Below are 15,209 nucleotides of genomic sequence, written 5' to 3' on the forward strand. Positions count from 1 at the left end.
TATGGCGGACACTACTGTTTTCTTTCAACAGCTAAGAACTCATTATAAGTCAAAGCTTCCCTTTGTAGCATACCGGAAGCCAGTTTCAAATACTATAAAAGGTCTACTGCAAGAGAACGATCAATTATTTCATTCGGAATCTATTAGTCGTTCGGGTTTTGTTTTTTGCTCATTTTCCGGAGATCAAAAAATCTTAATTCCAAAAGATTTATCGACTTCACTGTCTGTTGATTTTCAATCTAAAAAAGTAGATTCATTATCAAATTCAACAACGGTAAAAGCGGAGGCAGTTACTAAAGATTTGCACATCCAACTAGTGCAAAATGGTATTTCTGCGATTTCAAAAAATGAACTGGTTAAGGTTGTTTTGTCTCGCAAGCAATCAGTAGATATAGGATCAAGCGATCCTATCAGTTTATTTCAAAATTTGTTAAACACCTATGCAAATGCATTTTGTTATTTATGGTATCACCCTAAAGTTGGTATGTGGCTTGGAGCTTCACCTGAAACCTTTATAAAATATAAGAAGGGCGAGTTTACAACAATGTCTTTGGCAGGAACAAAGCCAATAATACAGGGGAAAGATATCGAATGGGATGCAAAGGAAGAATACGAGCAGCAATTAGTGACTGATTATATAACTCAACAATTAAAGACGGTTTGTACTAGTAATGTGGAGATTAAAACAGATGGTGTACACACTATAAAAGCAGGAAATGTAGGCCATTTGAAAACAACTATTTCTTTGCAATTAACAGATAAAAAATATCTAGAGCCAATTATTGAAGCTTTGCATCCAACACCTGCAGTCGCTGGCTTTCCTACTTTAAAAGCCATTGAATTTATAGAAAAGAATGAAGGGTATGACCGTAGTTTTTATACTGGTTATTTAGGAGAAATTGAAGAAGATAGACTTTCATTTTTTGTCAATTTACGCTGTATGCAACTACAAGATCAGCATGCCATAATTTATGTCGGCGGCGGAATAACCGCTGGTAGTATTCCTGAAAAGGAGTGGGAAGAGACCGTGCATAAGTCTAAAACTATGGTGAATATTCTTACTAATTAATTCGATTAATGCTCGGAAAAATTTGAGGTATCGAGTATTTTTGTAGCACATTGCTATGATGAACTATTCCAAAATTCCTTTAGCGCAAACAGTTGCGTATTTGTGTCAAGAAAAGGGCATTTCTCATATTGTTATTTCTCCTGGATCTCGCAATGCACCATTAACCATAAGCTTTACTGAAAATCCGTTTTTTAATACGTATAGTATTGTTGATGAACGCTGCGCAGCGTTTTTTGCATTAGGAATGGCGCAGCAGTTACAAAAGCCAGTTGCACTTGTATGTACTTCAGGTTCGGCTTTGCTCAATTATTATCCGGCAATAGCTGAGGCATTTTATAGCGATATTCCGTTAGTAGTGCTTAGTGCAGATCGTCCTATTGAACGCATTGATATTGGTGATGGGCAAACCATTAGACAGAAAAATGTATTTGAAAATCACATTTTATATTCTGCCAATTTGTATTCGGAGTTGGTTTTAGACAGCAATCCAGAATTAAAGAAATTAGCTCAAAAGCAATTTGAGTCTAAAAAACATAACGAGCAAGAAATTAATTATGCCTTAAATGCAGCTATTGAAAATAAAGGGCCAGTTCACATTAATGTTCCCTTTTATGAACCACTCTACGATCGAGTTCCAGAATTTTCAGTTTCACCAATTGTAATTAAGCCAAAATCAAAACCAATTTTTTCTGAATCCGATCTTAAGGATTATAAAGAAGCATGGGTAGCTGCTAAGCGAAAAATAGTATTGGTTGGGGTGAATACACCTAATTCCGTAAAACAACACTATCTCGATTTGTTGGCCAATGATGAATCAGTTATTGTATTGACTGAGACAACATCAAATATTTCGCACCCTCGCTTTTTCAATTGTATCGATCAATTAATTGCACCACTTCAACAAGAAGAGTTTAAGGATTTACAACCGGATATCCTTTTGACATTTGGTGGGATGGTGGTATCCAAGAAAATAAAGGGCTTTTTAAGAGACTTTCAGCCAAAACACCATTGGCACGTTGATGAAAAGAAAGCGTTTAATACTTATTTCTGTTTAGACAAACATTTTGAAATTGATGTCAATACATTTTTTGAGCACTTTTTAGATAACACTCAAAAGGCTAAGAGTCCTTATTTTGATTTTTGGCACAACATAAGAAACAACAGAAGACAAAAGCACAAGAAGTATTTGAGTGAGATTGATTTTTCAGATTTAAAAGCCTTTGAAATGGTATTAAATAACATTCCGTCTGGAAACCAACTACAGCTTGGTAATAGCTCGACCATACGGTATACCCAGCTTTTCGATCTAAATTCTACTTTAAAAGTATTTTGTAATCGCGGAACGAGTGGAATAGAAGGTAGCACTTCAACGGCCATAGGAGCTGCTCTCATTAATCGGACACAAACGACGTTTATCACTGGCGATTTGAGTTTTTTCTACGATAGTAACGCTTTGTGGAATGATCATATTCCCACTACTTTTAGATTGATAATAATCAATAATGGAGGAGGAGGCATTTTTAGGATTCTTCCGGGGGATAAGGACAGTGAAAATTTTGACACCTATTTTGAAACAACACATTCGCATAAAGCTGAGAAGTTATGTGAAATGCATGATATAGAATATGACAGTGCTTCTAACGAAAAATCACTAGCAACTTCACTTGTCAATTTTCATAATGAAAGTAAGCGTGCTAAGTTGTTAGAGATATTTACCCCAAGATTAAAAAATGACACCATTTTACTGAATTATTTTAACCAGATAAAATAGTAATATTTTGAACTTGGCACTTATTCATATCCATTTTCAAAAAAAAAGCTGACAAGTGTTAAAATTCCTTTATCTTTAAGGAGAAATTTAAATGCAAATCAACCTTTAATATCATTATTATGAGTAAAAGAGATGACCTGATAGCAAAATATGCGTCAGATTTGAAAGACAAATGTGGGGTAACACCTAATATGGATCTTTTGACAAAAGTAACAATCGGATGTGGCCCATCTATTTACAATGCGGATGCGGCAACAGTTTCTGGTTCAGACGAGAGCGAACTAGCAACGGTTAAGAAGAATTTCCTGATGAAGAAATTAGGTCTTAAAGACAGTGCTGATCTTGACAAAGCTATTGATGCGGTTATGGAGAAGTATGGTCGCTCTAATAGAAACAAGTACCGTGCAGTAGTATATTACTTATTGACTACACATTTCAAAAAAGAATCTGTTTACAAATAGTATTTGGATCCATATAAAAGAAATAGCCAGCTTTAAGCTGGCTTTTTTATCGATAAAAGTGAGCAATTCATATAACAATGACCATTCTTTTTTCGAATTCTATTAAAAATATTAAATTTACTTGCTATACAAATGCGAGCCTCAAACCCTAATGGATTTATCTAGATAAACAAGATTTAAATGCCGTATATAGAAGAGGATACCCTATTAGACCTTTATAAAGAGATTGACGTTTCGAATAAAGACAAGGAGCAATACCGCAGATCTTATTTCGAAAACAAAGAGTCTACCCAAAAGATAAAAAATTTTTACACCTGGGGAATGGGTGGTTTAAGCTTACTGCTAATTGGCGCATTGGGGTGGATTCTATATACAAGTTCAACAAGTCCTAAAGAATCAATAAATACTAACCAGCAAGCAGCCATACTAGCACTAACAGATAGTTTGCGGTATGCCCAAAATGAATCGGCAATTGCACAAGAAGCTTCGTTGCTAGGAAGCAATGGTCTTAATAGTTTTGAGCGTGTGGTGTATAAAGTGCAATTAGCTAATTATAAAAAGCCTACTAGAGTTGCCGTTAAACCTTGGCAAGTGGGAGATAAAGGATATATGCGCTTAGCTGTTGGAGATTTTGCCAGCTATAAAGAAGCTATCGCTCTTAGAGATGAGTTAAAGCGTATTGGTTTTTCTTCAGATATTTTTCTGATTGCAGTTTATAAAGACGAAAAAATTGATTTAAAAGAGGCTCTAAAAATGAGTAAGGAATCTTATTTATTGAATGTCACAAAGTAAAACTAAAGCCTGGCTATCCGCTGCCAGACTTCGCACACTTCCACTTTCGGTTTCAGGAATTATAACTGGTACGGCATTAGCCTATAATGAAGCTTTTAATTCAATTGTTTTTGTATTGGCTATTATCACTACGATTTTATTTCAGATACTCTCCAATTTTGCCAATGACTATGGCGATGGTGTTAAAGGAACTGATAATGAAAATAGAATAGGACCCAAACGTGCTGTCCAAAGCGGAATTATTTCAAAAGCCGAAATGAAAAAAGGCGTTATTATTACTGCGCTCTTCTCATTATTAGCGGCTCTCTCTTTAATCTATAGTTCTTTTGGAATAGATTACCTCCTGTATATCCTAGTATTTACAGTTTTGGCAATTGTTGCAATTATTGCTGCAATAAAATATACTGTAGGCGATTCTGCTTATGGTTACAATGGTCTGGGTGATGTATTTGTATTTATCTTTTTTGGTTTAGTGGCCGTTGGTGGCAGTTACTTCTTGTATACAAAGCGGTTAGACTTGATTATTCTTTTTCCCGCTACAGCAATTGGATTGTTAAGTGTAGCAGTGCTTAATTTAAATAATATGCGGGATGAAGATTCTGATCGTTCTTCAAATAAAAATACCATTGTCGTAAAGTTTGGAGGTAGGTGGGCAAGAAAATTTCATCTGGCTATTATAGGTATTGCCTTTGTCGCTATTTCATATTACTGCTGGAAAACTTTTGACAGTATTATTAGCTTGCTTCCGATTATCGCTTTTATTCCTTTAGCAATTCATTTAATCAAAATCCGAAAAATTCAACTGAATGGGGATTTAGATCCTGAATTAAAAAAAGTGGCCCTAAGCACCTTTCTTTTGTCATTATTATTAATGGTCAAAATGATATTTAGTTAATTTTCGTATTTGCATATACTATTCCAGAATTCTTGCGTTACCTATAAAAGCACTCTAGTACCTTATGTTATCAGTTTTAGCAAGTCCCTTATTATATTGCTATTTCACGATTAGACAATATTTTAATATTGTAAACATCAAACTATTTAATAGTCACATACTAAGTACATTCTTGTGTACTGCTTCATTATTTTACTACTCAATAGAATTGCATCATCAAATTGTTGGTCATTATTTATTAATTTCCCGTTGGTTTATTCTCGTGCTCGTCCCACTATTGTATTGGGTAATGCATTATTTTTTTACAAGTAATCTGGCTCTTTCATTAGAACCTAAGATCGATGCTCAAAAAAGTAGAGTTCCAAAACACTTGATTATTTTTTGTACGATTGTATTTTTAATTTTTCCAATAAAGTTCTTCGTTAAGGTTATTTTTGCCTAAATGATTGCAAGCTACAAGCAGCACATACTTCAATTTAAAAGACCTAGCGGTACCTCGCGTGGTATTCTTCATCAAAAAGAGACTTGGTTTATCATTTTAGAAGAAAATGGTAAAAAAGGTATAGGCGAATGCGGCTTGTTAAGAGGACTAAGCATTGATGATCGAGGTGACTATGAGGAAAAGCTTCAATGGGTATGCAATAATATTAATCTTGGTTTGGTATCATTGTATGATAGCCTAGCCGATTTCCCATCGATTCAATTTGGTTTAGAGCAAGCATTTCTATCCTTAGAAAGCAACGATCCCTTTATTTTATTTCCATCTGATTTCACTTTAGGAAAAAATCCCATTTCTATTAATGGTTTAGTATGGATGGGTGAGAAGAAGTTTATGCGAAAACAGATCATACAGAAGATTGATGCTGGATTTAAGTGCGTGAAATTGAAAATAGGTGCCATTGAATTTCAAGACGAGATCAACCTCTTAAACTTTATTAGAAAGGAATTTAGCTCTGATGATATTGAGATACGAGTAGATGCAAATGGTGCTTTCTCTCCCGAGGATGCATTCGATAAATTGAATCAGCTCTCTAAATTTGAATTACATTCGATAGAACAGCCTATAAAACAAGGTCAGTTAGAAGAAATGGCAAGGCTATGTGAAATCACCCCGCTGCCAATTGCACTTGATGAAGAATTAATAGGAGTATTAGATAATAATCAGAAAAAGGAAATTATTGAAACCATCAATCCGCAATACATTATTTTAAAGCCAAGTCTAATTGGTGGGTATAGTGGAAGCCAAGACTGGATAGATTTTGCTGAGGAACACGGAATAGGTTGGTGGGTTACAAGCGCTTTAGAAAGTAATATTGGTTTGAATGCTATTGCACAATGGACATCGACTTTAAATAATGGCATGCCCCAAGGCCTTGGAACAGGAGGATTATATACGAATAATTTCGATTCGCCTTTAGAAGTTAAAAATGGTTTTTTACATTGCAATCCCGAGTTGAATTGGGATATTAAAATTTTAGATAATTAAGTATGTATATAGCACAAGCGTTTAAAGGAGACAATGTTTCGTGGAAGTTCTGGATTACAACTTTAGTATGCGGAGGAATCTTCATAATTAATTTCATTTCTTATTTACTTACTTCACCAGAAGATATGGAAGCTGCTTATGAAATGCTGAAATCAATACCTAAAATTCTAGGGTTGATACTTAACTTAATCCCATTTGTTGTTTTACTTATCTTTTTGATTGTGTTTGTTGTTTTCATGCATAAGCGCAGTTTTTTATCGCTCACAACTTCAAGGTCCAAAATAGATTTTAAAAGAATATTGTTTTCTTTTCTACTTATAAGTGTTTTGACTATCGGTGGTTTTGTATATAGCTATTATAGCACCCCAGGAGAGGTAGTTTGGAATTTTGAGCCGGGAAAATTCACAGTATTAGTTATTGTTTCACTTATTCTATTTCCATTTCAAATAGGATTTGAAGAGTACTTTTTCCGTGGGTACTTAATGCAACAAATAGGTGTTGCTGTTAAGAATAAATGGTTTCCCTTGATTTTTACATCAGTATTATTTGGTGTTGCGCACTCGGCAAATCCAGAGGTGGCCGAAATGGGTTATATCACGATGGTTTTTTATATAGGAACGGGTTTGTTATTGGGTATAATGACTTTGATGGATGAAGGTTTGGAGCTAGCCCTAGGGTTTCATCTAGGTAATAATTTGTTAGCTGCATTATTGGTTACCTCGGAATGGTCAGCATTACAAACTGACGCCATGTTTAAGTATGTTAATGAACAAGCAACAGATGCTATGGTGAATGAGATGTTAGCCTCTGTAGCGATAAGTTATCCGATCATAATCATAATCCTAGCTTTTACTTACAAATGGAAAAATTGGGGAGATAAACTTTTTGGTAAAGTTGTGATGCCAGTTGAACAAGTAACGGAAAATGGGATTGGCAAATGAGATTCTACACGTTTTTAGTAACTTTAGCCAACAGCTAAATAACTAATGACACCACATTTTTCTAAGATTCATCTCCGTTTCAAACTAAACGGAATTTATTTTGATAGAGATGCCTTAAAAGAAGTTGCATATAGCTTTATTAAAGAAGGAGAACCCTATGAGATGGCTGTCGGCAATTTTTTGACCGATTGGTTAAATGATAAGGAAACCATTCGTATTAAAACTTCTGGAACGACTGGAGATCCCAAGATGATTTCTATTAAGAAACAGTACATGGTTAATTCGGCTATAGCGACTGGTAATTTCTTTAAAACTGAAATTGGTGATAGCGCTTTAAGTTGTTTATCCGCCAATTACATCGCTGGGAAAATGATGTTGGTCCGCGCTATGATTTTGGGCCTAGAGTTAGATTTGGCTCCGCCTTCATCCCGACCTTTGGGACATAGTAATAAACAATATGATTTTTGCGCTATGGTACCGCTGCAAGTACTACATTCAATCGATCAGTTGGACAGGGTTGGCACGCTAATTATTGGTGGTGCACCTATTACAAACACCTTATTTCAAAAATTACAGCTTGTTTCGGCTAACGCATTCGCGACTTATGGAATGACTGAGACGATTACCCATATTGCGGCTAAAAAATTAAATAATTTCGCCAGTGCTTCAGAAGTTAGACATATGCATTATCAGTTATTACCAGATGTTTCGATATCTCAAGATGAACGGAATTGTTTGGTTATTAATGCAAGCAAATTGAATGATGAAACCATCATTACTAATGACATCGTTAAGATCATTGATGAGAATACTTTTGAGTGGCTAGGTCGATATGATAATGTGATAAACTCGGGAGGTGTGAAGCTAATTCCAGAACAAATTGAATTAAAATTAGCAGAGAGTTTGCCAAGGGATTTTTTCGTTTCGTCATTACCAGACGAAACCTTAGGAGAGAAATTAGTTTTGGTAATAGAAGGCGATACAATTGACATAGATCCGGTTACGTATGCAAATTTGGATACCTATGAAACTCCCAAAGAGACTTTTTTTATTCCTGAATTTGAACGAACAGGAAGCGGGAAAATAAAACGTTCGACAACCTTAGAAACACTATTATGAGATTACTTTCCTTTTCATTTTTATTAATTGGTCTTTACACAAATGCACAAATTCTTCCGGAACGCGAAAGGGCAGCCGTAGTAGATGAAATTTTAGCGGATCGTTTCAATAATTTACTACCCGAATTAATGGATAAATCAGATATTGACATGTGGGTAGTCATTTCTAGGGAGTATAACGAAGATCCAGTATTGAGGACGATGCTTCCTTCTACTTGGTTGAATGCGAGAAGGAGAACTATTCTTGTTTTTTATCGAAACAAATCAAAGAATACTATTGAGAAACTTGCCATAGCCCGTTACAATGTTGGGAAAAACATCGTCTCTGCTTGGGATAAGGAGAAACAACCCGATCAATGGAAACGATTGATTGAAATAATCGAGGAACGGAATCCAAAAACCATTGGACTTAATACATCAACGCATTTTAATATCGCTGACGGTTTGGTAAAAACAGATCATGATGAGTTTATGACATACTTACCTTCAAAGTTTCAAAAGCGAATTACATCAGCAGAAAAACTTGCCGTTGCCTGGATTGAAACACGTACTGCTAGCGAAATGGTTATTTATGATCAGCTGGTAACGATTACCCATGATATTATTGCAGAAGCATTCTCCTCTAAAGTAATAACACCAGGAATAACCACGACAACCGATGTAGAGTGGTGGATGCGTCAAAAAGTAACTGATATGGGATTAGAAACTTGGTTCCATCCGTCGGTCGATGTGCAGCGATCAGAAAACAAGATAGGAAATCACCTGTATGCATTTTCTAACCGACCAGAAGATATGGTTATTCTGCCTGGAGATTTGCTTCATTGCGACTTTGGAATTACTTATTTGCGATTAAATACGGATTGTCAAGAGCTGGCTTATGTTTTAAAACCTAGGGAAAAAGATGCTCCGGCTTATCTCAAAAAAGCTTTAAAAGATATGAATCGAGTACAAGATATCTTTACGGGGAACTTCCAGGCCGGAAAAACAGGAAACGAAGTGCTGTTAAAGTCACTTAAGGAAGGAAAATCCGAAGGGTTGCGACCTGCAATTTATACGCATCCTTTGGGTTTATACGGCCATAGTGCGGGAACTACTTTAGGAATGTGGGATTCGCAAGGTGGAGTACCGGGAGATGGTGATTACCCTTTACAATACAATACGGTCTATGCAATTGAAGGGAATACGATGGTAAATATCAAAGAATGGAAACGAGATGTGCGCATGATGTTTGAAGAAGCTGGCTTTTACGGTAAAGATGGCTTTCGTTATGTTAATGGCCGTCAAACGGAGCTTTTGTTGATACCGAGAAATCAGGGTCATTTGGAGGATTAGTTTCTTAGTTAATCAACAATGTCAGTTCGAGTGGTCCCGATAGCTATCGGGATTGTATCGAGAACCTTGATGATATCTAAATGTTCTCGATACAGTTTTTCTTTCGTTCCTCAGAAAAACCACTCGAACTGACATTTGGATATGCTACTGAAATCAAAAAGCCCTTTCTACATTTGTGTAGAAAGGGCCTTGCCTTTTAAAAAGGACTTTTAGTCATCCCAATCATCATCATGATCATCGTCGTCATGATCATATGATCTATATTTTCTTTTTCTCTTTTTGTTTCTTTTACGGTTATAGAAATAATCGTCATCATCATCGTATCCATATCCGTCGTGATCAAAGTGGTTCACACTACATCCGGTAGTTCCACAAATTCCACATCCGGTATTATAATCGTTGATAAATCCAGATAACCTATTGTTATACCCACGGTTGTTATAATGCAACTGTAATCCACCTACATTATATAATCTACCTCGGTTGTAAGAGATATTAACTCGTCCGATACGTCTTACTTTTCCACGTCGGTTATAGGTGATGTAAACACCGCCTACCGTTTTAATTCGACCGTAGTAATCGTAAGAAACACGTAACCCGTTTCTAAATCTGTTTCCACGATTTCTGTAGTTTATATTAAACCCAGGAGCAGATATTGATGCACCATAGTAGGTTCCTCTTCGATGTCTAAGTCGTGTGCGTTGTGGATTGTAGTCAAAGGATCCATTAGGATACACAAAAAATACTACCCCACGCTCTACAAACCGAATTGGCTGTACATGACGATAGCGTTTTGTAATTCCGTTTAGGCCCTCATTTGTTGTCGCTGTTTCTGCAGCCGTTACAGTCATCATCGATGCGATCATAACTGCTAAAAAGAATGCTGTCTTTTTCATAATATCAGGTTTTGAATTACGCCTACTCATATAGCTTTTCGGCTTACGCTATTTGTCTAAGCAGTTTCAAAGGCCGTGCCAAAATTTAAAATAGAGTTTTATGTATTGAAGATGAGGAAGTTGTGAATCTAATATTTAATAAAAATGAAAACGGCTATTTTGTATATTTAAGAAAAACTAACAGCCTTGAGAAACAACTTTTGCGAAAACTGTGAAAGCGATATAGAATTATCCCATAATTACTGCCCTAATTGCGGCCAAATTACTGAAGATGACCTTACAGTTAAAGTCCTATTTAGTAATACCATTGCCAATTATTTTTCAGTAGATGCTCGTTTTTTTAGAAGTTTTATACCCCTTGTTTTTAAACCGGGAGTGTTGGCAAAACGCTTTGTAAATGGTAAGCGTTTAAAATACTTACACCCAGCTCAATTCTATCTTTTTATTTCGGTTGTATTCTTTTTCTTTTACTCTTTTGTACAGCGTGAGCAACAAGAACAATTTGATTTGGCATTGCAGAAAGGATTTAATAGTGAGATAAAAGTAGATAGTGTACCTTCTCAAAAGTTAGATTCCATTCAGATACAGAATATCATGGCTCCTTTAAAGAAGAATCAAAAGGTGATGGGTATTAAGGATGAGGATTTAAAGCAAATAGATTCAATAATACAGAATGCGGATGCGGATGATTTCAATAATTTTGATTTTGAGGCTAATAAGGAAAAATTAGATTCTCTTATAGCAATTGATGCAACTGATGAACAAATTTATAGAGAAATGGGGCTGACTGACGACGACTCCAATTTTAGAAAAAATATGTTTGGAAAGCTGCTTAAATTCTATAAGCAGCGCGGTGGTGGCTTGCTGGAAACTTTTTATAGCACTATTCCAATAGCCTTGTTTTTTCTGCTACCTATTTTCGCATTTTTATTAAAACTGATGTATTGGAAACGTGCTAGATATGCTCATCATATGGTGTTTTCCTTTTACTTTTTTACACTGGTATTTTTGTTATTGACATTTTTTCTCATGATTAGTATGATCGTCGAAATGGACGGCTGGTGGTGGACATTACTGTATTTGATTTTAATTATACACTTATTTATCTCGATGAAGAACTTTTACCAACAAGGTTATTTCAAGACATTTTTGAAGTATGTTTTCTTAGGATTCACTTTTGCATTATTTATTTTGCCTGTAACTTTTGGAGTACTTGTCTTTACAACTTTGCTACTCTATTGATTTAATAAGTCAAATAATACTCTAGAATAAGTAATCGCGAAACATAAAAAAGCAGTAATGAACAGAAAAAATTTGCATTTAGTAACAGGAATTTTAACAGGAATTGTATTTATAAGCGCCTTGCTTGATTCAGACGCTGGAACACTTTTCGGGAGCATATGGCTATTTAGAGGAGCGTTTTTACTTATTAGTGTAGCCTCTTTGCTTAGCTATTTTAAAATCAAGAAATCGGAGAAAGATGTACAGTAATATTTAGATGTTATTATGTTAACACTAACTTCTCTTTTAAATACTCCGCGGTATAAGATTCTTTGTTTTTGGCTACCTCCTCAGGAGTTCCTGATGCGATAAGATTTCCGCCATTTTCACCGCCCTCAGGTCCAAGATCAATCACATGGTCAGCGCACTTTATTAAGTCCATATTATGTTCTACAACAATAATACTGTGTCCTTTTTCAATAAGAGCGTCAAACGACTTTAGAAGCTTCTTGATATCATGAAAATGAAGTCCAGTAGTTGGCTCATCGAATATAAAAAGTGCCTTATCCTTAGTATTTCCTTTCACCAAAAAGGAAGCTAACTTGATACGCTGCGCTTCACCACCCGAAAGAGTAGAAGAGGATTGTCCTAGTGTAACATAACCTAAACCAACATCCTGTAGCGGTTTCAGTTTATTGGTAATTTTATCTTGTTTGTTTTCATGGAAGAAATTAACGGCATCATCAATCGTCATCGATAAAATATCATCGACATTCTTTCCTTCAAAATCAACTTCTAATACTTCCTTTTTAAACCGCTTGCCATTACAGGTTTCACAGGTTAAGTGAACATCAGCCATAAATTGCATTTCAATCGTTACCTGACCTTCACCTTTACATGTTTCGCATCGTCCACCATCTACATTAAATGAGAAATGCTTAGGCTTGTAGTTGCGTATTTTAGATAGTTTTTGATTAGATAACAGTGTTCTAATATCGTCATACGCCTTGATATAGGTAACTGGATTTGATCTAGATGACCGACCTATCGGGTTTTGATCTACAAACTCAATGTTTTTTATATTACTAAAATTCCCATCTAGGGAAGTAAATTGTCCAGGCTTATCACCATAACCGCCAACTTGCTTTAAGATAGCCGGATACAATATTTTTTTAACTAACGTGCTTTTTCCACTTCCAGAAACTCCAGTAACAGCGGTAAGTCCGCCAAGAGGGAAGTTGACTGTAATATCTTTCAAGTTGTTTTCTCGTGCTCCTTGAACTTCGATACTGTATTTTGTAGATCTCCTCGTTTCTGGTATTTCGATTGCCATCGTTCCGCCTAAATACTTGGCTGTGAGCGAAGCTGATTTTTTTAGTTCGCTAAATGTACCATTTGCAACGATCTCGCCACCATGAGTTCCAGCTTCAGGACCGATATCAATGATGGTATCGGCAGCAGCCATAATATCTTCGTCATGCTCGACTACTATAACAGTATTACCTAGGTCCCGTAAAGACTTTAATACTTTTATAAGTCGTTCAGTATCCTTAGGGTGCAATCCAATACTTGGTTCATCTAATATATACATAGAACCTACCAAACTACTTCCTAAACTAGTTGCTAAGTTAATTCGTTGTGACTCTCCACCAGAAAGGGTGTTTGATCTTCTGTTTAAAGTAAGGTAGCTAAGCCCAACATTTGTTAAGAAGGAAAGACGACTATTAATTTCTTTTAATAAACGTTTTGCGACTTGAGAGTCGTGTTCATTCAGTTTTAAATTTTCGAAGAATGCAGCCAAATCCTTAATCGGCATTTCTACCAAGTCCGTAATGGTAGTATCGGCTATTTTTACAAATTGAGATTCTTTGCGTAGACGCTTTCCATAACATACATCACATTTTGTTTTTCCGCGGTAGCGTGAAAGCATTACCCTGTTCTGTATTTTATAACTTTTCTCTTCTAAAAATGAGAAAAACTGATGCAAGCCTTCAAAATACTCATTGCCTTCCCAAACCAACCTTTTTTGATCCTCGGTAAGTTGATAATAAGGTTTGTGTATAGGAAAATCGAACTTATGAGAGTTATTAACTAGCTGATCTCTATACCAGCTCATACTTTCGCCACGCCAAGGGAAAATGGCATTTTCATAAACGGATAATGCAGTATTAGGCACTACCAAATCTGCATCTATTCCAATTACATCACCATAACCTTCGCATTTGGGGCAGGCCCCGTAAGGATTGTTAAAACTAAAAAGATGAACATTTGGCTCTAAGAATTGTATTCCATCTAATTCAAACTTATTGCTGAATTCTTTTAGTTTTTTATCCTCAAGCTTTTGAACAATACAAGTACCTTTTCCTTCAAAGAAGGCTGTTTCAATAGCATCTCCCAAACGGTTGTAAAAATCTTCTTCATCTCGTACTATGATTCGATCTACTACTAGAAATAGCTTAGAAACATCCACCTTTTTGGTGTCAAACTCTTCAATTCTCGAAACCGCATTTGCATATAAAATACGGGCATACCCTTGCTGAAGTAACACTTTAAGTTTATCGTCTAGTTTTCTTCCTTCCTCAAGAATAATAGGGGACAGCAGGAGTAACTTTTCACTAGTATCAAATGTCTTAACAAAATCTAATACATCGCTAGCAGTGTGTTTCCTAACTTCTTTACCTGAAACGGGCGAGTAGGTCTTTCCAATACGGGCAAATAGTAACTTTAAATAGTCATAAATCTCGGTGGTGGTTCCTACAGTTGATCTTGGATTGGTAGAATTTACTTTTTGTTCTATTGCAATAGCGGGAGCAATACCTTTTATATAATCAACCTTAGGTTTATTTAATCGACCGAGAAACTGTCTTGCATATGAAGATAAGCTTTCAACATATCGACGCTGCCCTTCAGCATATAAGGTATCAAACGCCAAACTTGATTTTCCAGAGCCAGATAAACCTGTAATCACTACAAGCTTGTTACGCGGAATTACAACGTCAATATTTTTAAGATTGTGGAGCTTAGCACCTTTAATTATAATGTTTTTCTTAGGATCTACGGTTGAAATGTCTTGATGCATTCTGCGAATTTGATAAACCTCAAAGATACGCTATTTGATATTCGCTGGAAAGTGCAGTTCGTCCTAAAAATCGGAAAAAATGTACTACAGATTTGCATTTCTAGAAATAATGTCATTATATTTGAGACGTATCAAAAAAACTTATACG

General features: G+C 35.7%; 13 protein-coding genes. 11 read left to right on the forward strand and 2 right to left on the reverse strand.

Annotated features, from left to right (window positions below):
* Position 1 precedes the first annotated feature (1 nt).
* From GWK10_RS04575 to GWK10_RS04615, 9 genes are all read left to right on the forward strand, one after another.
* On the forward strand, positions 2–1,069 hold the full coding sequence (locus tag GWK10_RS04575; RefSeq protein ID WP_164029744.1) for an isochorismate synthase: 1,068 nt from the start codon (positions 2–4) through the stop codon (positions 1,067–1,069).
* Positions 1,070–1,127: 58 nt separating this feature from the next.
* Entirely contained in the window at positions 1,128–2,840 is a 1,713-nt protein-coding gene (gene menD / locus GWK10_RS04580; protein ID WP_164030544.1) for a 2-succinyl-5-enolpyruvyl-6-hydroxy-3-cyclohexene-1-carboxylic-acid synthase, read from the forward strand.
* Positions 2,841–2,959: 119 nt separating this feature from the next.
* Complete coding sequence (locus GWK10_RS04585; RefSeq protein WP_164029745.1) at positions 2,960–3,301, forward strand: DUF2853 family protein; 342 nt, start codon at positions 2,960–2,962, stop codon at positions 3,299–3,301.
* Positions 3,302–3,481: 180 nt separating this feature from the next.
* The gene (locus GWK10_RS04590; protein WP_164029746.1) at positions 3,482–4,093 is read left to right on the forward strand and encodes an SPOR domain-containing protein; all 612 of its coding nucleotides are present in this window, start codon (positions 3,482–3,484) and stop codon (positions 4,091–4,093) included.
* Positions 4,080–4,988: a 1,4-dihydroxy-2-naphthoate octaprenyltransferase gene (menA, locus tag GWK10_RS04595; protein WP_164029747.1), complete on the forward strand. Its 909-nt coding sequence runs from the start codon at positions 4,080–4,082 to the stop codon at positions 4,986–4,988. The genes GWK10_RS04590 and menA overlap by 14 nt, the downstream gene beginning before the upstream one ends.
* Before the next feature lie 442 nt (positions 4,989–5,430).
* Positions 5,431–6,474 carry an o-succinylbenzoate synthase gene (locus GWK10_RS04600; RefSeq protein ID WP_164029748.1) on the forward strand — a complete coding sequence of 348 codons (1,044 nt, stop codon included), beginning with the start codon at positions 5,431–5,433 and terminating at the stop codon, positions 6,472–6,474.
* Between the two features lie 2 nt (positions 6,475–6,476).
* The gene (locus tag GWK10_RS04605) at positions 6,477–7,415 is read left to right on the forward strand and encodes a CPBP family intramembrane glutamic endopeptidase (RefSeq protein ID WP_164029749.1); all 939 of its coding nucleotides are present in this window, start codon (positions 6,477–6,479) and stop codon (positions 7,413–7,415) included.
* A 45-nt stretch (positions 7,416–7,460) separates the two neighbouring features.
* On the forward strand, positions 7,461–8,534 hold the full coding sequence (locus GWK10_RS04610) for an AMP-binding protein (RefSeq protein ID WP_164029750.1): 1,074 nt from the start codon (positions 7,461–7,463) through the stop codon (positions 8,532–8,534).
* Positions 8,531–9,865 carry a M24 family metallopeptidase gene (locus GWK10_RS04615; protein ID WP_164029751.1) on the forward strand — a complete coding sequence of 445 codons (1,335 nt, stop codon included), beginning with the start codon at positions 8,531–8,533 and terminating at the stop codon, positions 9,863–9,865. Before GWK10_RS04610 ends, GWK10_RS04615 begins: the two co-directional genes overlap by 4 nt.
* 209 nt (positions 9,866–10,074) lie before the next feature.
* Here the strand turns inward: GWK10_RS04615 and GWK10_RS04620 are convergent, their stop codons facing one another.
* Positions 10,075–10,761: a hypothetical protein gene (locus GWK10_RS04620; protein ID WP_164029752.1), complete on the reverse strand. Its 687-nt coding sequence runs from the start codon at positions 10,759–10,761 to the stop codon at positions 10,075–10,077.
* Between the two features lie 186 nt (positions 10,762–10,947).
* On the opposite strand from GWK10_RS04620, the gene GWK10_RS04625 reads away from it, so the two are divergent.
* Positions 10,948–12,003 (forward strand): DUF3667 domain-containing protein, encoded by a 1,056-nt coding sequence (locus tag GWK10_RS04625; RefSeq protein WP_164029753.1) that lies wholly within the window; start codon positions 10,948–10,950, stop codon positions 12,001–12,003.
* Between the two features lie 57 nt (positions 12,004–12,060).
* Complete coding sequence (locus GWK10_RS04630; protein ID WP_164029754.1) at positions 12,061–12,252, forward strand: hypothetical protein; 192 nt, start codon at positions 12,061–12,063, stop codon at positions 12,250–12,252.
* A gap of 13 nt (positions 12,253–12,265) precedes the next feature.
* Here GWK10_RS04630 and uvrA read toward each other — a convergent pair whose 3' ends face one another.
* Positions 12,266–15,061, reverse strand: coding sequence for an excinuclease ABC subunit UvrA (gene uvrA / locus GWK10_RS04635; RefSeq protein WP_164029755.1), 2,796 nt, complete (start codon positions 15,059–15,061; stop codon positions 12,266–12,268).
* Between the last annotated feature and the right edge of the window lie 148 nt (positions 15,062–15,209).

Source organism: Spongiivirga citrea (genome assembly GCF_010671565.1).
Taxonomy (GTDB): domain Bacteria; phylum Bacteroidota; class Bacteroidia; order Flavobacteriales; family Flavobacteriaceae; genus Spongiivirga; species Spongiivirga citrea.